Genomic DNA, 19,108 nt, shown 5'->3' on the forward strand with positions numbered 1-19,108 from the left:
CTAAGCACTTACAGGAAGGAGTATAGGATCATTTTCTTATGCCAGATAGCTAACTAGATTAGGGCTTTTGAAACCGATAAGAATGACTATTCTATATGTAATTCTATCCCCTGAGGATTAATTACTACATTCTCTCCGTCTTTCTTTACCGTAGCTTTCCCATTTTGAAAGCTAGATGCCCAATCGTAGTTTAACGGAATGACTACCTGACCTGAAGTATTCACATAGCCAAATTTACCATTCTGCTTAACTACAGCAAAGCCTTCCGAAAAAGCCAATGCATAATCATACTGATAATCAATCACGATGTTCGTAGCTCCAACTGAATCTAACTCGACAAATCCCCATTTCCCTGCTCTCTCTCTTGGGATAAGTGTAGGTTGTTTCGGTTTTGAAGTGCTACTTTTAGGCTGAACCCCTACCTTGTCTTTCTCTTGTGTATGTAACGATATTTTAGTAGGTGTCTCTTTCTCTGCTCTCGTTTTTCGCTGTGCTTCTTCCTTTACTTGCAAATCTTTCTTGTTCTTTTCTGTTTTTACGATAGTTGCTATTTTTTGAGTTTGTTGCTCATTCGTCTGTTCTTTCTTCCCTTGTTCTGCTTTTGCTTTGGTATCACCCTCAGCTTTCGCTTGCTGCTCTTGCTGTAGGGCTACCTCTTGTAGTTTTTTAGTAACCTTCCCCTGTTCCAAGGTCTCTTTTTCCAAACGCTCCCGAGCTTCCTTGTCTTGTTTTTCTTTTTCTACATGTTGTTCCATCTGCATTGCAATGACTGCTTGCGTCTTATTCCTTTCATGGACCCACATAAGCCCACTTACTGCTACGAGGGAAAGGGCAACAGCCATTCCTATTACAAGCTGTTTTTTACCAATGTTGCTCTGAAATTCCGTTCTATTTGCAGCTGTAGATTGGGATGCTTTCTCCTCTCTAAGAGGCTGTGTTGATTTTATTCTTGTTTCAAGCTCAGCAATTATCATCCATAAATCTTGAGCTAGAGCATGTTGAGGTTCTAGTTGCTTCTGCACAGTTCGATAGATTTCGATCGCACGTTCCCATTCCCCTTGTTCTTCCCATTGCTTAGCTAGTTCCATTTTTTTGTATATAACAGGTAAATTCGCAAAATCACCTTGAGCGTTCTCTCCTGCTTTCAAGACTTCTGGAGCAAGCATTCGTTCAGTTTCAAGGTCAGTTAGAGGAATCACCACTTGCGGTATGGTCGTCTGTATCAGTGATTTATTAGTTATCCTCTGTTTTTGGGACCCTGATTCTCCCTCTTCTTCAACATCCATTAATGCGAGTAACCATTCCCCAAATGTTGGGCATTCGTTTAATTCCTTACTATTCCAAGCGCGATCAAGCAAGGAAGCAATCTCTCCCCCCCAATAATTACGAATAGAATCTAACAATAACGGATATCTTTTTGTGCTGTGAGGAATTTCTTCCGGATTGAAATAACTTTCTCCCCAAGCTGCCTCCCTGACAGTTTCATCATACCAGCCTACTATCTCCGCTAACAAAATAGCTCCGGAGAAACGATCCGCATATTTACTCCATAAACCTGTCTGAGAGATTTGTGGGAGAGAATAGCCAGGAGATGCTGCAAATAAGACATCAGGCCGCTCCAACCCCGGTCCAAATAATTGCTCTACGTCCACCAGCTCTACATAGGAAAAGTCATCTTCTATATGATCCTTGATTAGACCTGGCAAAATTAAGTTGGGACCAGATAAATCACAATGAGCCAATCCTTGTTGTTCCATCGTCGATAAAACTTTAGCTAGTGAACGTGCTAAAGTTAAGCAGTCTGCTCGACTTAATGCCCGTTTATCTAATATGACATCCATCCAAGTAGGGCCTTCTATCCAGGGCATGACCACAGCATACATCAGATCGCGATGCTTACTTAACATCTCCCCATGTTGCTGAGGTGTTAATATAACTCGATCACATACAGATAGCCCGGGGAAAGTAGCAAAATCCCTGATTTGTTCAGATAGATAAACCTGCTTCGGATCTTTATATTGATGACGAAACACCTTTAATGCTTTCCACCTAGACGCTGCTTCTTTTTGGGAAATCAATTGATAGACAATTCCTTGACGCCCTTCCTGACCATAGGGAACATGAGGAGCGACTGGGTGCTCGCCGATTGTATATGTAGTACTGTGTAGATGAAGCTCTTCCTCTACTCTCGGCTGAAATACCATGAGGGGCTCCTCCCTTTCTTGCATCGTAATATAAAGTAGACAATAGACCTTGGAACGCAGAAAACAACAACGGCGCGTTCAAAGGAAAATGAACTATTGATTTCAGTGTTAGGTTTTGTCTCACTGAGAAAAGGACTAGGCTATCTTTCCCACCTAGTCCTTTTTTGCTTCTGTTGCTTTATTAAGAATCCGCCTGACGGAACTTCGTCGCAATAGCATGTAACTCATGTGATATACTTTCAAGCAGTAGTACAAAACCAGTCATTTGCCTGTTCGCTTCCTGAAATTCTTGGAAGAATTTTTGCTTCGCCATCCCGTCCCACTGGCCTTCCATTTGGTGAATTTGTTGGTTTAGACGATCAATCACCTGCTGACTTTGTTCCTTGCTTTGCTGAAATTGATTAGCTACTTCATCCACTTGATCAGGCGAAATTAAAATGCGTGACATGTTCCTTTTCCCCCCAAGTCGTTCACATTCTCTTTTGTCCTATTGTAGCCTAGAGTATTTTTAGAAACAATTCCCAATTTTTCAGTAAGCCGATTTAGAAAGAAACACCTATGTTCACTTGTAGTTAAAAAGGACTTTCGTCTTAGTTTTTAACTATAAATATTATTGTATAAATCTCTAGGCCTACAAACATCCTCCCGTAACCATTTTTGATTGATCGTTACAATGAAATCTTGTAGGGATCGCTCCTCATCAAAGGGCACAGCAGCTTTGACCCGATGATAACGCCTTTTAGCAAAGTAACCTTGACCCGGTGGCAACATTTTGTTGAAGGTAGCATGTGGGTAATGACTAGCTTCAGTCGATGGGATTTTAAAAAAGGCTAGATCACTTGCATCAATACTGCCAAATAAAAAACCTGTTTGCATGTTTTTAATCTCGGATAACCAATCGTTACTGCTAAATGGAAAATCAGCTGGTACCCCAGAGATAATTACATACAGATCACGGTTTCTGCCTTGTCGAATTAACTGGGCCAATTGATCCTTTATCTGATAATCAGTTGTCTCTTTAAAAAATAAATCTGCATCATCAATTACCAGCAAAAGAGCTGGCTCCTTATCGTTTGAAAGTTGTAATGCCTCAACTGTTTTTGATGATTCTACCTGTTTAAGCAATTCATCTTTCCACATCTGATTAGAAATCTGTTGTTCTCTCACAGGAGATTGATTTTTTAGATGCTCACCATGATGCTGACGCATTTTTATTTTAGCGCTTAAAGTAGTAAGCAACTCTCCAAGCTCGCTCTCTCTAGTGGCTCTCCCCTGTATGTGTGGCAAATTATTTAGAGACATCAAGTTCATGGAAGAAGCTCGGTAATCAATGAAGTAAATTTCCAGGTCTTGTGGAGAAACCTGATGGCATAGAGATAATACCCATGTCATCAAAAAGGAGGTCTTTCCCCCCTCCATCGGACTACCTACCACAAAAAAAGGGCCTTCTTTTAAATCTACTTCAAAGGGAGTTAAATCATCTACATAAATACCAACAGGTACTCTGAGTGAACGAGAAGGTGAGGATATCGTAATATCCGGTATCGTAGAGATAGAGGATTTATTACTAGTGACAGGTTCTATATCAAATAACTCCTCCAATAAAACCACTTCTGGTAGGGACACAATTTCTTTTGGACGCTCCCCTTTCCAAGCAATGCTCATCTGCTCCATTACGTTACGAAGTCGAACGGAGCGTTGCATATCGTCTTCGCCAGCTATAGGAAAAGCAGTCTGAAACTCCAGTGGTGGTAATTGCCCTTTCACTAGCCCTCTTCCTACTGGTAAATGGACAGGTGGTTTTGTGGGACGACCCACCGCAAAATAATAGTCGCTTGGATCAGATAGCTCAAAGGCAACTCCCAGAGAAAAGTTACTTCGTATTTTCTCCAAAATATCAGTAATCCGATTAGCCGTCACTACGAAGGAAAGACCTACGCTTCCCCCTTCTCTTAACAGCTGCTCCAGTTGATCATTCTCATAGGCATACTGATTTCGGAAGTTTAAATAACCATCTATGTACACGACAATTCTAGGCACGGTAATCCCCGTAGACATTTGATACGCTCGGAGTGTTTTCACGCCGCTATTTGCAAGTAACTCACGGCGCCTACTTACTTCCTGAAGCAAATAATGAAATAACCGTTTGATTTTATCTGATTCATTGTCCAAAATGACGGAGCCAACATGAGGTAAGTACGAAAAATCTCGCAACGATCGTCCAAAATCCAACAAATATAAGTGAAGGTGTTCCGGAGAATGACGAGTCGTCAAAGAAAATAGGAAGGTCTGCAAAAAAGTAGTCTTCCCTGTTCCTGGCATACCATAGATAGGTAAATGCCCATCCTCTAGTGATACCAGCAATGGCTCTTGCCGCTGGTTCGCCAAATCGTCTACCAAGCCTACAATCGCTGAAAGATTTGGTACACCGGCTACCCACTCCCTGCCATTCCAGCCATATGTACAATCAGAAATATCCTCCAAAGAAAGCTGTTGAGGTAATGGAGGAAGCCACGGGCCGGGCAAGCGACTGATCCCTTCTTGCTCTGCTATTCCTGCCAGATATTCCATCAGGGCCTGAAGTTGCTTTTTTTGTTTTCTGGTACGATGTATGTTTACATTTTCTTTTATCTCACATTTCGTACGTTTTCCACTTAATGAAATCGCATAAATCTCCAGCTCATTTTCGTTACGCTTTTGATCTGCATGATAAGGCGCACCACTCCAAGCAAACTGGAGCAAATCAAATTCCTCATTACTGCCCACCTGTAAGTAGCCACGCCCAGGCGTTGTGATCCATGCTGCATCCGGTATCTTTAGCATTTCCCGACTGTCTGCATCATCCTGAACTCTTAGACAAATACGAAAACGGGCATTACTCCATATCTTATCATCGACAACACCACCGGGTTTCTGAGTAGCTAGGATTAAATGGACTCCTAGTGTTCTACCAATGGTTGCAATTGATATTAATTCATTCATAAACTCCGGGTGCTCTTTTTTTAGTTGAGCAAACTCGTCAATAATAATAACCAAGTGAGGCAGAGGATGAGTCGTTCGCCATGCTGTTTCATAATACTCATCAATGTGCTGAAGATCTCCCGCTTCATTCAAGATTTTTTGCCTACGAATTAACTCGGCTCGTAACGAAACCATTGCTCTTTCTAAGAGTCGGTCATCCAGATTGGTAATAGAGCCAACTACATGTGGTAAATCTCTAAACGTGTTAGACATTCCCCCGCCTTTATAGTCAATCAATAAAAAAGCCATCTCATGAGGATGATAGTGAACTGCTAGTGACGCCACGATGGATTGAATAACCTCGCTTTTTCCAGAACCTGTTGTACCAGCTATTAATCCATGTGGACCATGTCCACGTCGCTCTATTTTGTCATGTAGATTTAGTAGAATTTTTTTCCCACCCGTTCGCACTCCAACTGGAACTGGTAATGATTCAGGGAACCGATTCCCTCGCCAGAGAGCAGCTACATCCAAATCTTCTATTTTTTCAATACCCAAAAGGTCAAACAACGGTAATAGCTGAGGAATTTCTGCTGCCGTAGAACGCTTTACCTTCATACTTGCCATCATTCGCGCAGCATGCTCCACTGTATCTAAAGGGAGAGCGTCTACTGTAAATGCAATCTCTCCATCTCCAATGCCAGTAGCATCACCTGTCACAGTTTCCTTACAGGTACCACGGTCACCCTGCACTTCAACAATTAACTGACACTGCATAGGCAACGAGTCTTTACTATCCGCCAGTAAAATCGTACATGCACCAATTGCTTCTGCCTCTTTTAAAAGTAATGGCAAAATAGGCTCGTCCTCAATTAGATGGGGAGCTGACAGGATAAACACCCAACAAGGTAGCTCTACCGCTTTACGAAAATCAGTAGCCCTCGTCATTTTTCGTCGGTTTAACTGACTGTACAAAAAGTCTAGTAGTTGATGAGCGTAGCCTTTTTCCTGGGCAACAAACCGCAATGTCTGTTCATCATTCCAAGTATGCGGTAACCAGCGTAGCCATTTCCATTGCTCCTCTTCCCATTCTGGATAAAAGGTAGCGATTTTCACTTCATCAGGAGAGTGGTGTGTAACCATCTGCAATACCATAACCCTGATAGCATTCAGAACGGCTTCCTGCTCACCTACCACGCCTATGACTTTAGATTGAAAGAGGGGGAGTTGGATAGGAACCGACTCAACCCTTCCAAAGGTTCGAGACAAATTTTGAGCTTCTTCAACTAACGGATCTGTCTCATAGCCTTCCTGTTTTGGCACTATAATCTGATAGGTAGCTGGTAGCGTTCCTTCTCCCATACGCAAACGTAAAAAATCCTCGTCACGTGTGGATCTCTCCCATAAAGAGCTGCTTCTCTCTTCTATTCGCTGTATACACTTCCGTACAGACGGGTTCAATTCGTGCATAATGGTTCGCTGTTCCTCTTGTAACTCTATTAACTCCCGTCTATGTTTCTCCAACACTTCTTGGTACTGATTGGTTCGTGTTTCTACCTGTCTACGATAATTCCTCTTGTTATAAAGATAGGTAAAGACCGGAACCGTATATGAAACAATCATAGCGCTCATAAAAATCATCTGAAATACGAAAAAATTCTTGTTTCCCGTATTCATTCTCGATCCGATATATAAATAAGCAAAAAGCGAAATTCCCGTTATAATGATGGGAATTAAGATAGAAATGATAGAGAAAGCAGGCGGTTGGGGAACAAGAGGTGGTCGATGGATTTCTACTGTTTGTTTGGGTAATGTACGCTTTAAGCGTGGTGATCGCTGAAAATAGTCATAGGCCATTCCTGCTCCCCCTCCCCTGTATTAGTTTATAAGGTCTTCCACACATACCCTTTTGACTCGCTCTTGTTTTTGTCTTTTTTCTCATTTCGAGTGTGTACATGTTCATCTTCAGGTATTTGTTGTTGGTATAAAGAACGCCAACCTTCAATTGTTTGGCCTTTGTTACCAGTAGAAAAGTTACGCTGTACTCTCAGATATGCTCCAGACCTGACACCTAGCTCGAACAATGTGGCCTCCGATGAAAGAATTTTCCATTCATGTTCTCCCACTTTCACTTCCAGCATATAGGTTACGTCAGTCACTCTTTGAGACTCTCCCTCTTTTATCATGCGAGAAATCTTTTCAGCAATCATTTGACAAGGAATATGAGTCGGCAATTCAAAATCCGGCCACTTACTCTTATCAGCATTTGTTACAATTGTCACAATGATTTTATCCATTTTCCCACCATTTTTACTAGATCGTCTGAACGACTAGCTTTTCTAAAATGATCTCCTGTAAAACCTCATCCATTTCCATATGAGAGCTAGGAGAAATACATACCCAGTCCTCTCGTTCCTTAACAAATAGACGGATTAACCAATTTGCAATACTAGAAGTAAGAAACGTCATTCCATTTAAGCTCCATTCATTTTGATGCCATGACATTGTGATTAATTGCCCCTCGCACCATTGAGCTTTTAAGGAGTGAGCAAACGCCTCTGCTGCATCTTTATGGCACTCATAATCTAATATAGTGGCACAAATCTCATTAATAGAAGCTGTTTCTACCGTTCCTCTAATTTGTTGAAAAATAGCATTTGGTAACTCAATAGATGGAACCATTACTTTTTCCTCAGGGTTTTTTCTGATTCGATTACACATTGTTTTACTGGCTTGTATGGGTTCACCTAAAGCTCGTAACTCATATACATTTTTACCACCCAATGCCGCTATCTTCTCAACTACAACTTCTCGGTCGAAATGAAAGTACCCCTCATATGCTTCTTTATGTTTATCAGTGTAACGAAAGTAACAGCACGTTGTCGCATGTCCACATGGGGCTACAAGTGAATTCACGATCTCATTTATGTACAGGCCTGTCTCATCCTCAAATATATACCCCTTTTGTAATAGCTCTGTCTTTATTAGGTCCCATTCCTCTTGCAAGTCTTCAGTTAGATATCCAGCATAAGGCTCTGCTATACCCAGTACTTGATCAGCACCAGTTAGGCATGCTAAAAAGTATAGCTGTTTATCCGTGATTGAAATAGATTCAATCGGATTTTTCATACTAGCCTCCTTACAATGCTATTGATTTTATCGCGCAAGCCAAGCGAACCACTCTCTTTTGTGTCCCGTCTTATCGTATGGGGTAAACGAGTCTGTCTGATTCCAGCTAACATCCAATAGTGCAATATCATCGCTAAGCGGACTGTCACTAGCTTGAAGAATCATGGACTGTAGCTCGTTGTCTGTCGGGAGCGGATAGCATTTATCTAATGTGGCTAAGCCATCTGTATAGGCTATCATTCGTGTAAAACAATGTTGTCCAGCCAAACTGGATTGAAATAAATGTGGTTTTCCTCCCACAGGCCCATGTAATGTTGACCAACGCTCCTGTGTATTACAGGTTGCTTGTAAGCATTCTGTTATTTCCTGTTCTTGACTAAATAATCGTAACCGCAAATCCCCCTGCCAAGCGAATAGAATTCTTCCTTTTGGAAAGGAATGCGAGGGTAAATCAATGCGTCCGCAAATATACATTGTTTCACTACCATGTGATCGCTTCGCTTCTAATACATCTCTGAGCAAGCCTTTAATATCTGAAGGTAATGGATGATTGACTACGATTCTATTGGTTACAGTGGTTAACGCTTGTAAATGTAATTCCAACTGTTGGAGAAGAAACTCTTCCTCCTGCTCTTTATTAATGACATCGGAAGCAAGCCAATCCAGAAGTGCATCCCCTAGCATTTTTGCTGCGAGTTCCCCACAGTAAGAAAGTGACACGCCATCACACAATGCAAATAAAAAAGATTGCTCGTTTCTAGCAAACGTAAGATAATCTTGCCCCTTCTCTTGGGCATGTTGCGTTTCCGTAGCACGGGCGTACGCGTATCTCCAGACAAATTGTTCCGATTCTCTCGTTACAGACAGCTCTGTATGTTGATGTATTTTTCCATAACGATAGGCTTGTTTCACATCGCATCACCTGTCTTTAACGAACGGGGGTTGCTGCCGACATTTGAAACCCTAAAGACACCAATTCTGGACTGGTAGCCGGAAACATTAGCAACGCACCCTTTTTTAATTGATACATGGACTCACTCATCATTTCACGATAGCTCTCCGGTAAAACAGAAGACATCGAACGTAGTCTATTGGCATGTTCATCTCTCATGATTGTATCTGGCATGATTCCATCCCAACGCTTCACATCGGCCATCTCATCATCGCATACCTCTTCGGATATAAAAATATTTTCAACAAGCACATGTCCATCGGGAACTGCCATTTGCATGATTCGTTTCACCACAGGCTCGGGATCCTCCCCGGTTGCTGCACCATCAGTCATATGACAGATCAGAGGAGCCGGAGAATCTTGCAGAAATGGTAGCTCTTCTAGCAATAATTTTTCAACCTGTTTAAACGCTTTGGCCATGTCTGTCAATCTACGTGGGCTTATTTCAGGCAACTTCCCCAACCGGGCTACTTCATCTATTCCTCGGATTCCATCCAACAAATCATATACTTCATCGCTGTATGCTAATATTGCTATACGATAACGTGGCGACATACGAGTTCCTTTAGTAGAACGAAAAATCATCTGTCGAATGGTAGCAGATAATGCCTCCATCACCACATCAATCCTGCGTTTATCTCCCATTGGTAGACACATGGAACCACTCACATCAATCAGATAAATGATAAGAGCTGGGGTTCGATGTGTCGCTGGTAAATCATAACTCATAACCGATTCTCCTTATCCTCCTGTTGTAAAAAAAACGGGGCAGAAGCAGTTTGTTTACTTTACTGCGTGTAGAGTCAAAATAATCGGCTTCCGACTTAGTAGTAGTGGTAGTATTTAGGACCGTGGAATTTTTTCACTTACCTTAACCAATCCAGATACAGAAGGCTCAACCTGATCCTCTTCATTTGTATCCACGCCATATCCATCATGTAAAGAAGCATCAAGAAATTGTATATTTTCCCGTACAAACTGAAAGCGTGCCATTGGCAACTGTTCATTTGTACCCAATGTAGCTAAATGTCGTTGCATATCCTGCTGCGGAAAAAATCGTGATTCGCTTGTTACTGCCAGCACGGCTCCCTGTTCTCTCAATTGATGTCGAATATGCTCCATTGTAATCGTTAATCGTTCTGCACTTTCTCTATCAATCTGTTGGAAGCGTTCGGCAGACTCTACCAGACGCTTAGCTAAATCGTTGGAGTGCGCTTGTAGTTGCTCCATTAGAGCACGGACCGCACGCCAATTATCCTCCAACTGTGATTGTTGCCTAACTTCCCAGGTAAGACTTTCCATTGCATGATGCAAACGTCCTTCTATTTCACTCCACTCCTGTGCAGCTCGTTTGTATTCATGCCCCAATTCTTGCAACAGATGCGGATGTACCAGTATTCGCGACATCTCTTATCCCCTCTGATTTACTCATACTCTTTCTAACAGGCAGTACGAAATTTCATTACTCGTGACCTTGGAAATGAATCATGGTGCTTACTTGACAAGATTATTTGGGAACAACATCAAAGATTTTCCCTATCTTTTTAGATTTACAGAACCAGGAACTTCATACTAGAGTAATTGGACCTGTTTTTTTCGCTACGTATAGGTAGATAGATACAAAAAAAGTCTTTTTCAACGAAAAAGACTTACCTATCATTTTAGGTATATTCACTACATTATTTAGGAGTTAGCCGAGAGCTTGTCATTATAGGCATGGGTATTTCCACATTCCATGCGGTCTAGCTTCTGCCTTGCGAGAATTACAGGAGAAAGGTAGCTAGTAATCCAAATAAAAACAAGGGTATATTATAATGAAGAAACGTAGGGACACACGTATCCCAGATATGATGATGTTGCCCATCTGCATTCAATCCTGAGGTAGGTCCTAGGGTGCTATCGGAAGCTGGAGATCCCGCATCCCCCAAAGCACCTGCTGTACCGATTAACGCGGCCGTAGCTAGTACAGAGAAGCCCAGTCCAGCACAAAGCGGTACAAAAATAGCAGCAATAATTGGGACTGTACCAAATGAAGAACCAATACCTATTGTAATCACTAAACCGATCAATAGCATGATAACGCTAGCTAAAAAACGGTTTTGACCAAAATATTCCACTCCAGATCCTACTAGTTGCTGAACAGCTCCTGTTTCTTTTAACACTGTAGCATAGCCAGACGCAAGTAGGATAACAAAGGCGATAAACCCCATCATAGCAACACCTCGTTGCACCACATCGTCCCCCAAATTCCATGGTACCACGCGGAAAACAAATAGACAGACAATTCCCGAAAGCGAACCGATAATAAGTGACTTGGTCAATAATTGCACTGTCAAGGCTAAGAGAATGGCTACTAGGGTGAACGCATGCCGCTTCGTAAAACGTAATACTTGCTTCTTCTCCTCATTCTCAATATCCTTAGATATCATTTGGTATGTTCTGGATTTTCGATAACTAATGAATAATGCCACCAATAACCCAATAATCATCCCGATCCCTGGAATAAGCATCGCTTTTGGAAATTCAGTCACAGCGATCGTCATACCAGCTTTCCCCATTTCAGATACAACAATCTGATGATAGATCAAGCCAAAGCCCGCTGGAAGCATGAGATAAGGTGCTTGCAAACCAAATGTTAACGCACAAGCAACAGCACGCCGGTCTATTTGCATTTTAGTAAACAAGGTCAATAAGGGCGGGATTAGAATGGGAATAAAGGCAATATGCACTGGTACTACATTTTGAGACAAACAGGCTGCTGTAGCAATGGACATGAGCAAGATACCACGTTTTCCACGCAATACCACCAATAATTTATTTACTAATAAGGATGTGATATCAGACTTGGCGATCATAACTGCAAACATCCCAAGTAAAATATAGCTGAGTGCTGTTTCTAATTGCCCACTCATCCCCTGCACCATCAACTGGATGGTGTCAGTTAACGAAACACCGGCAACCAGACCTGCTGTTATGGAAGCGGCGATCAAACCAAATATGACATTTAATCGCAACAGCGACAATATAACAATCACAATTACCGAAAGTATAACTCCATTTAATAATAGCATGACGTTCACCTACGCTTTAGTATATTAGCTAACTAAAGTTATAACATAGTAAAGTATTTGTGACAAGCGCTTTTGTAGCTCGAAATACAGCGCATGTTCTTCTCATAATCATTCCATCAGCCTACATAAAATACAGAATTTTTTCATAACTAACAAAACGAATATGATCGATCATTGAATTGTATTGCTTTATAGACAAACGTTCCGATTGAGTATATGATGGCAGTAATGATAACAACTACAAAACGCTTCGGGGAGCTGGAATTGGCCGGCTGAGAGTGTATTACCTTTAATACTGACCCATAACCTGATCTGGATAATGCCAGCGTAGGGAAGTAAGCTTCTGATATCTTCTTACATGAACGCTTCCAGGACAGGTTGCGTTTTTTTGTTGTCTACCAAACAACATGGAGGTTTCGGGATTTATGAGAAATGGTAAACGTTTTACTGCTACTTTCCTTTCTGGTTTGCTCGTATTCGCTTTAACAGCTTGTGGACAATCTGCTACACCAGATACACCAAGCGACAAGAAGTCACCTGAAGCAGCCCCTGCCAAAACTCTAAGTAAGGTCGTCCTTGATTGGACACCTAATACGAATCACACCGGATTATATGTCGCTCTTGAAAAAGGCTACTTTGCCGAGCAAGGGCTGGATGTAGAAATTGTTCAACCCGGCATGAACGGGGCTGATACGATGGTGGCCACCGGTGAAATTCCGTTTGGAGTAAGCTATCAAGAGGGCGTCACGCAAGCACGAACTCAAAACGTACCTATCGTGTCGCTTGCAGCTGTCATTCAGCATAATACTTCTGGTTTTGCTTCACCTGTGGGCAAGAATATTTTGTCTCCCAAAGATTTTGAAGGAAAAACCTACGGGGGCTATGGTGCTCCAAGTGAGAAAGCTGTTTTACAATCTCTAATGAGCCTAGAAAAAGCCGATATAAATAAGCTAAACATTATTAATGTAGGCGAAGCGGATTACTTTACTGCTGTAAAACGCGATATTGACTTCTCTTGGATTTTTTACGCGTGGACGGGCATTGAGGCAGAGTTACGCAATGAACCAATAAATATGATATACGTTAATAAATATTCGGATAAACTAGATTATTATACCCCTGTTCTCATTACTAATGAAAAAATGATTCAAGAGAAGCCAGAGATAGTTAAAGCCTTCATGGCAGCAACCTCCATGGGATATCAATATGCTGGTAAACATCCAGAAGAAGCGGCTAATATCCTCCTTAAGCACGTTCCAGATTTGGACGAAAAATTGGTACAAGCAAGCCAAAAATGGTTAAGTCCACGTTATCAAGATGATGCACCACGTTGGGGAGAACAAAAACGCGATGTATGGCAAGGCTACTCCGACTGGATGGTTGAACATCACTTATTGGAAAAACCGCTTGATGTAGACAAAGCATTTACCAATGACTTTTTACCAAAACCATAAGCGAGGCATATCACATAGAGGAGCGATTCCAGATGGCAAACGCCTTAGTTAGCATTCAAATTATCCCTACTACACCTCAAGGTGAAGGGGTCATTCCCTTTGTAGACAAAGCAATTGAAGTCATTTCGCAATCAGGGGTAAAGTATTTAGTTAGCCCGTTAGAAACCACGATGGAGGGTGAGTTGGAAGAACTGCTTGCTATCGTAAAAAAGATGAATGATGTCATGGTTGAGGCTGGTTGCCCGTCCGTAATCTCCCAAATCAAAATTTATCACCGTGCTGATGGGTTAGCTTCTATGGATGTATTGACGGAGAAATATCGTCCATGAATAAAAATCGTCGTCTATTTACAACAGGATGGCCGCCCGTTCTTGCGGTCTTCCTGTTTCTCTTTATCTGGCAGCTTGCGACGTTTATTTGGAAACCCGAAGCATGGTTTTTACCAAGTCCCCTTGTTATTTTCCAAGAAGGCTGGAATCAAGCGCCTCAACTCACGCAACATTTGTGGGCTACCTTACAAATCACCTTGCTTGGCTTTGCAATTGGGAGCACAGCTGGTCTTATTCTGGCCTTTTTATTACATGTGACTCCGCCCATTAAGGCTGCCTTATATCCATTACTCATCCTAAGTCAAAACATACCGACCATTATTTTAGCTCCTCTTTTGATGATCTGGTTTGGCTTTGGTTTATTGCCAAAAATGATTTTGATTACGTTGGTCTGCTTTTTTCCCGTCACCTTATCTACAATGACTGGACTTGCGCAAACCGACCCTCAAATAAAACGATATATGCTAATGATTGGAGCAACTCGTCAACAAATTTTCTGGAAGCTAGAGTTACCTCACTCGCTTGCTTCCATGTTTTCTGGACTAAAAATATCGGCAACCTACAGTGTTATGGGTGCCGTCATTTCTGAATGGTTAGGATCGCAAAAAGGAATTGGCGTCTATATGCTGATGGCAAAAGCATCATTTCGTGCTGATCGTGTATTTGTAACGATGTTTCTCATTGTAATTGTTAGCTGCTTGTTATTTGGCTTGATTAGCCTCTTAGAACGCTGGACACTCCGATGGCAATCGAATAAGTAAGGCTAGAGAATTTGAGGTCAATAAAAAAGGAAGTGAACAAGCGTGAGTAATGACATCCACACATCTATAAGTATGGACATGACTCCAGAGCAAAATATAGCGTCTACATCTACACTAAAATCTGCATATACTCCCGACTCTGCACTTGTCGTTAAGCAAGTCTCACACTCCTTTACAGATTCGGGATGCACTATTGAAGTGCTTCAACAGATTTCTTTAGAAGTAAAAAAAGGTGAGTTTGTTTCCTTAATCGGACCATCTGGCAGCGGAAAAAGCACATTATTTCATATTATTGGAGGTCTTTTATCACCAATACACGGTAGCATTACAATTGAAGGTAAACAGGTTACTGGTGAAACAGGTCACATTAGCTATATGCCGCAATCCTCTAGCTTACTTCCTTGGCGTACAATAGAAGAAAACGTCGGACTAGCCTTAGAAATAGAAGGTGTATCACGTAAAGAAACGCTCAAGCTGGCACGTGAATGGTTGCCGAAGGTTGGATTAGACGGATATGAAAAAGCTTATCCTCACATGCTGTCCGGTGGAATGCAACAACGAGTCGCTTTCTTGCGCGCATTGTTAAGCAGGCAGGAACTAATCTGCTTGGATGAGCCCTTTGGAGCCTTAGACGCACTTAGTCGTACTGACATGCAAAATTGGTTACTATCCATTTGGGAAAAGCATAAGCGCTCCGTGCTTTTAATCACACATAGCATTGACGAAGCCATTTTTTTATCCGATAAAATCTATGTACTCACAGCAAAGCCAGCCCAAGTAGCTGCCACAATTTCGGTACCATTTGAACGACCTCGTCGGGAAAAAATGCTGTTATCTCCAGAGTTTCTGCTTGTGAAGGAAGAAATCTTAACGCTGTTACGTCATTCTCAGCAAGCATAATGAAGTATAACTCGGCTATTGCTACTCACATATGCGATAAGCCGAGTTTTTACATTACAGCCCCATCATTCTCTCTGTTTTCTCACTGGAAAAAATCTCCCTTTCTCCTTCATCCATGCTTCATACTTATATGCTTTTTGCAAAGCTTGTTCCTCTGCTGAAATCCGAACGCTTACTATCATGGCGTTGGCTACTGTAAAGATTAATGCTGTTTTCCAAGCACCAAATGTAAGAGGGAGCATTCCTACTTCTATGAATACAACCAAGTAGTTTGGATGACGGATGTAGCGATAAGGACCTCGAACAATCGGGTTTTTTCCGTCTAAAACAAAGATCCTTGTATTCCAAAAATGTCCCAAACTTCGAATGCTCCAGATTCTTAGTATCTGGGCGAGACAAAATACGCAAAATGGCCAAAAGTAAAATGGAATAGAATCAGTAGATACTCGAAGCAGTACCTCACCAATCAAGCTAATGAAAAAACCTACATGTAAACTCACAATCCATTTGTAATGCCCGGCAGCTACCTCATATCCTCCTGCTTCCTTCATATAGCGCGCATTTCTTCTTGCTATCACCAACTCGATACAACGTTGGAAAATTACGATCACAAGCACCAGCATAAAAACAGTTACCATTCCAACAACACCTGCTCACAAGAAAATCCAGGTCCAAGAGCTAAAAGCAATCCTATTTCTCCTCGCTGATGTTCTTCTCTCATCTCTCTTTCTAACACAAATAGGACGGTACAAGAAGACATATTCCCGTGATCTCGTAGTACCTCTTTTGCATGGCGCAACCTATCTGGTGGCAGTTGAAGGGCCTGCTCATAGGCTTGTAGAACCTTACTTCCCCCTGGGTGAGCAATTATGTGATCAATACGACAATGAGCCCGTCCTTCCCTTCTCAGGAAACTCTCCATCTCCGGCTTGATTTTATCTTTTACAAGTGACGGAATGTCTTTAGAAAAGACTACCCGCAAGCCTTCTTCCCTCACATCCCATCCCATAACATCAACTGTATCCCGCCAGATAGTTGAATGTGTTGACAAAATAGCAGGTGAATGATCATGTACTTTTTGCTTATCTCCGTACAGCAATGCAGCAGCAGCCCCATCTGCAAACAAACTGGTGGCTATTAGGTTACTTTTACTTCGATCTCCATGTATAAAGGTTAAACCACACAATTCGACGCAACAGACAAGTACACGTTCCGTTGGATGTGCTTTCGCAAACGCATATCCTTTGGCTAATCCTGCTGCTCCTCCTGCACATCCTAGTCCCCATACAGGTGTTCGCTTCAAATTTGAGCGAAACGGTAATCGATTGAATAAGAGTGCGTCTAGGCTAGGGCTAGCTATCCCTGTTGAGCTGACCATTACCACATGATCTATCGTGTCAGCTGAAACTCCAGCTTTCTCTAAACACTGTTCAATTGCACGCACACTTAATTCTAATGCTTGCTGCACGTATAACCGATTTTTTTCTGCCCAATCATGCGGCTGTTCGAACCACTCTAGCGGAGTGGCGAAGCTTCTATTTTCAATTTCTGCTGATTCAAATACATGTAATAGACGATCGATATCAGAAAAATGCTCTTGAAAGAAACGACGCGAGAATTCCTTACTCTCCTGCTTCGTAATAATATAGTGTGGACTTGCTGTGCCGATTGATACGATTCGCGGCATCATTTCTCCTACTTTCCGTTGTTTTCCTTTTATTCTTTCCCAAAGGCTTTCCCTTATGTAAATAAAGTGGTAACATCAGGAAAAACAACTCGAAACAATTCGTAATAGTATAAACCTTCAAACAAAAGAGTGGGAATTATCAATAAAAACAGATTTTATTCACAAAACGGTAACATTATTAAAAAAATTAACACGTATGCTTTTTTCAATGTGTGATAAATTAATTGAATAAGAAATCTATTGCAAGGAGTCTACCTACCTTATGAAACAAAAGCAATTATCAAAGAAAGAAACAGTCACAATTGGATTGATGCTGTTTGCTCTATTTTTCGGAGCAGGCAATATGATATTTCCTCCTTTACTAGGACAAACGGCTGGGACAAGCGTCTGGATAGCCATTCTCGGATTTGTATTAACTGGAGTAGGTCTTCCTATCTTAGCAGTTGCTGCCACCGCAACAACATCAGGCGATTTAAAGGTTATTGCAGGTCGGGTTCATCCGCTATTCGGTATTATTTTTCCTACTCTAATATATCTTGCTATTGGTCCTTTTTTTGGAATTCCGCGAACAGCTAGCGTTGCCTATGAGATTGGTCTTAGTCCTTTGCTGTCGGACTCTCTAAAGGGAAGCAGCTTACCTTTGCTTTTATATTCGATCGTCTATATGGCAATTACGTTCTGGCTATGTCTGAATCCTACAAAGTTGGTCGATCGCATCGGAAAAGTCTTAACACCCACACTATTGCTAATTATCGCAATATTGTTTGTTCGGAGTATTTTTAAGCCGTTAGGTGATTTTCCTGTACCTTCAGAAGCCTACATGAACAATGCATTTTTCAAGGGATTCCTCGAAGGTTATCTAACTATGGATACATTAGGTGCCTTAGTTTTCGGAATTGTCGTGATTTCTTCTATACAAAGTCGAGGAATTACGGATAAAAAGAGCATTACCATGGCTACAGTTAAAGCAGGTTCCATTGCCGGAGTTGCCTTAGCCCTTGTATATATGGCTTTAGCATATTTGGGAGCTGGTAGCTCTATATTAGGTGTCTCTACTAATGGTGGCCAAATTTTAACAACGGTTGTAGCCTATTTGTTTGGACAATCGGGCGTCGTGTTGCTTGGCACCGCTATTACCTTAGCATGCTTAACAACTTCGATTGGGCTTATTACAGCGTGCGGTCAATTTTTCTCTACTCTTATTCCTGCCTTGAGCTATAAAGTTGCAATTAGCATTTTATGTGTATTTAGCTTAATAGTTGCTAACTTAGGTTTAAATCAAATTATTTCTTACTCAGTACCTGTCTTGGCCGGATTATATCCAATTGCAATCGTACTGATCCTTTTATCTCTGATTCATAAACAAATAAAAGGATATAAAGAGGTATATGTATATAGTGTTCTGCTCGCTGGAATCATTAGTCTAGTGGATTGCTTGCATGCCTTTGGTTTTACCTTGGGTAAGATTACAGAATGGTTGCAAATTCTTCCTTTATATTCAGTTGGAATCGGCTGGGTTATTCCAGCGATTCTAGGAGCGATTATCGGTTATATAGTAGGTTCATTGAAATCTCAAGATCGCGTGAATCCTTCCACTCAAACCGATTAATATAGATGCTTCTAACAATAAGTACCAACGCGATTAGTAAAGGAACGATTT

General features: G+C 41.6%; 16 protein-coding genes and 1 riboswitch. Of the genes, 5 read left to right on the forward strand and 11 right to left on the reverse strand.

The genetic code is table 11. The annotated features are described in order from the left end of the window. Positions 1–86: 86 nt before the first annotated feature. The 9 genes from BrL25_RS00255 to BrL25_RS00295 form a co-directional block, all read right to left on the reverse strand. Complete coding sequence (locus BrL25_RS00255) at positions 87–2,204, reverse strand: WG repeat-containing protein (RefSeq protein ID WP_018670525.1); 2,118 nt, start codon at positions 2,202–2,204, stop codon at positions 87–89. 181 nt (positions 2,205–2,385) lie between these two features. Beyond that, entirely contained in the window at positions 2,386–2,652 is a 267-nt protein-coding gene (locus BrL25_RS00260) for a WXG100 family type VII secretion target (RefSeq protein WP_018670524.1), read from the reverse strand. A gap of 149 nt (positions 2,653–2,801) precedes the next feature. Beyond that, a complete protein-coding gene (gene essC / locus BrL25_RS00265) occupies positions 2,802–7,022 on the reverse strand; it encodes a type VII secretion protein EssC (RefSeq protein WP_018670523.1) in 4,221 nt (1,406 codons plus the stop codon). Positions 7,023–7,048: 26 nt separating this feature from the next. Then, a complete protein-coding gene (locus BrL25_RS00270; protein WP_018670522.1) occupies positions 7,049–7,462 on the reverse strand; it encodes a ubiquitin family protein in 414 nt (137 codons plus the stop codon). Between the two features lie 16 nt (positions 7,463–7,478). After that, complete coding sequence (locus BrL25_RS00275; protein WP_018670521.1) at positions 7,479–8,294, reverse strand: hypothetical protein; 816 nt, start codon at positions 8,292–8,294, stop codon at positions 7,479–7,481. Between the two features lie 27 nt (positions 8,295–8,321). Continuing rightward, on the reverse strand, positions 8,322–9,206 hold the full coding sequence (locus BrL25_RS00280; protein WP_018670520.1) for a hypothetical protein: 885 nt from the start codon (positions 9,204–9,206) through the stop codon (positions 8,322–8,324). Between the two features lie 16 nt (positions 9,207–9,222). Beyond that, complete coding sequence (locus tag BrL25_RS00285) at positions 9,223–9,975, reverse strand: vWA domain-containing protein (protein WP_018670519.1); 753 nt, start codon at positions 9,973–9,975, stop codon at positions 9,223–9,225. 114 nt (positions 9,976–10,089) lie between these two features. Continuing rightward, positions 10,090–10,653: a type VII secretion target gene (locus tag BrL25_RS00290; RefSeq protein WP_018670518.1), complete on the reverse strand. Its 564-nt coding sequence runs from the start codon at positions 10,651–10,653 to the stop codon at positions 10,090–10,092. A 356-nt stretch (positions 10,654–11,009) separates the two neighbouring features. Further along, positions 11,010–12,317: a Na+/H+ antiporter family protein gene (locus tag BrL25_RS00295; RefSeq protein WP_018670517.1), complete on the reverse strand. Its 1,308-nt coding sequence runs from the start codon at positions 12,315–12,317 to the stop codon at positions 11,010–11,012. Positions 12,318–12,559: 242 nt separating this feature from the next. Continuing rightward, a riboswitch (TPP riboswitch) is annotated at positions 12,560–12,670 on the forward strand. 72 nt (positions 12,671–12,742) lie between these two features. On the opposite strand from BrL25_RS00295, the gene BrL25_RS00300 reads away from it, so the two are divergent. The 4 genes from BrL25_RS00300 to BrL25_RS00315 are packed head-to-tail and all read left to right on the forward strand — an operon-like array spanning position 12,743 to position 15,761. Next, positions 12,743–13,771, forward strand: a complete 1,029-nt coding sequence (locus BrL25_RS00300; protein WP_018670516.1) for an ABC transporter substrate-binding protein — start codon at positions 12,743–12,745, stop codon at positions 13,769–13,771. A 32-nt stretch (positions 13,772–13,803) separates the two neighbouring features. Continuing rightward, a complete protein-coding gene (locus BrL25_RS00305; protein ID WP_018670515.1) occupies positions 13,804–14,100 on the forward strand; it encodes an MTH1187 family thiamine-binding protein in 297 nt (98 codons plus the stop codon). Beyond that, a complete protein-coding gene (locus BrL25_RS00310) occupies positions 14,097–14,861 on the forward strand; it encodes an ABC transporter permease (protein ID WP_018670514.1) in 765 nt (254 codons plus the stop codon). Before BrL25_RS00305 ends, BrL25_RS00310 begins: the two co-directional genes overlap by 4 nt. Before the next feature lie 42 nt (positions 14,862–14,903). Beyond that, a complete protein-coding gene (locus tag BrL25_RS00315) occupies positions 14,904–15,761 on the forward strand; it encodes an ABC transporter ATP-binding protein (RefSeq protein WP_018670513.1) in 858 nt (285 codons plus the stop codon). Positions 15,762–15,826: 65 nt separating this feature from the next. Here BrL25_RS00315 and BrL25_RS00320 read toward each other — a convergent pair whose 3' ends face one another. Together BrL25_RS00320 and BrL25_RS00325 are read right to left on the reverse strand one after the other, a co-directional pair. Further along, on the reverse strand, positions 15,827–16,399 hold the full coding sequence (locus BrL25_RS00320) for an isoprenylcysteine carboxyl methyltransferase family protein (RefSeq protein WP_018670512.1): 573 nt from the start codon (positions 16,397–16,399) through the stop codon (positions 15,827–15,829). After that, positions 16,393–17,448, reverse strand: a complete 1,056-nt coding sequence (locus BrL25_RS00325; RefSeq protein ID WP_018670511.1) for a type III polyketide synthase — start codon at positions 17,446–17,448, stop codon at positions 16,393–16,395. The genes BrL25_RS00320 and BrL25_RS00325 overlap by 7 nt, the downstream gene beginning before the upstream one ends. Positions 17,449–17,710: 262 nt before the next feature. Between BrL25_RS00325 and brnQ the strand changes: the two genes are divergently transcribed. Next, the gene (brnQ, locus tag BrL25_RS00330) at positions 17,711–19,057 is read left to right on the forward strand and encodes a branched-chain amino acid transport system II carrier protein (protein ID WP_018670510.1); all 1,347 of its coding nucleotides are present in this window, start codon (positions 17,711–17,713) and stop codon (positions 19,055–19,057) included. Positions 19,058–19,108 lie beyond the last annotated feature (51 nt).

The organism is Brevibacillus laterosporus DSM 25, from assembly GCF_002706795.1.
GTDB lineage: Bacteria > Bacillota > Bacilli > Brevibacillales > Brevibacillaceae > Brevibacillus_B > Brevibacillus_B laterosporus.

What these genes read in the sequence shown, in the direction of transcription:
- BrL25_RS00275 (WP_018670521.1), bottom strand. Translation starts at nt 8,294, where the DNA reads ATGAAAAATCCGATTGAATCTATTTCAATCACGGATAAACAGCTATAC.
- BrL25_RS00290 (WP_018670518.1), bottom strand. Translation starts at nt 10,653, where the DNA reads ATGTCGCGAATACTGGTACATCCGCATCTGTTGCAAGAATTGGGGCAT.
- brnQ (WP_018670510.1), top strand. Translation starts at nt 17,711, where the DNA reads ATGAAACAAAAGCAATTATCAAAGAAAGAAACAGTCACAATTGGATTG.
- BrL25_RS00285 (WP_018670519.1), bottom strand. Translation starts at nt 9,975, where the DNA reads ATGAGTTATGATTTACCAGCGACACATCGAACCCCAGCTCTTATCATT.
- essC (WP_018670523.1), bottom strand. Translation starts at nt 7,022, where the DNA reads ATGGCCTATGACTATTTTCAGCGATCACCACGCTTAAAGCGTACATTA.
- BrL25_RS00295 (WP_018670517.1), bottom strand. Translation starts at nt 12,317, where the DNA reads ATGCTATTATTAAATGGAGTTATACTTTCGGTAATTGTGATTGTTATA.
- BrL25_RS00310 (WP_018670514.1), top strand. Translation starts at nt 14,097, where the DNA reads ATGAATAAAAATCGTCGTCTATTTACAACAGGATGGCCGCCCGTTCTT.
- BrL25_RS00320 (WP_018670512.1), bottom strand. Translation starts at nt 16,399, where the DNA reads ATGGTAACTGTTTTTATGCTGGTGCTTGTGATCGTAATTTTCCAACGT.
- BrL25_RS00325 (WP_018670511.1), bottom strand. Translation starts at nt 17,448, where the DNA reads ATGCCGCGAATCGTATCAATCGGCACAGCAAGTCCACACTATATTATT.
- BrL25_RS00305 (WP_018670515.1), top strand. Translation starts at nt 13,804, where the DNA reads ATGGCAAACGCCTTAGTTAGCATTCAAATTATCCCTACTACACCTCAA.
- BrL25_RS00255 (WP_018670525.1), bottom strand. Translation starts at nt 2,204, where the DNA reads ATGGTATTTCAGCCGAGAGTAGAGGAAGAGCTTCATCTACACAGTACT.
- BrL25_RS00260 (WP_018670524.1), bottom strand. Translation starts at nt 2,652, where the DNA reads ATGTCACGCATTTTAATTTCGCCTGATCAAGTGGATGAAGTAGCTAAT.
- BrL25_RS00270 (WP_018670522.1), bottom strand. Translation starts at nt 7,462, where the DNA reads ATGGATAAAATCATTGTGACAATTGTAACAAATGCTGATAAGAGTAAG.
- BrL25_RS00300 (WP_018670516.1), top strand. Translation starts at nt 12,743, where the DNA reads ATGAGAAATGGTAAACGTTTTACTGCTACTTTCCTTTCTGGTTTGCTC.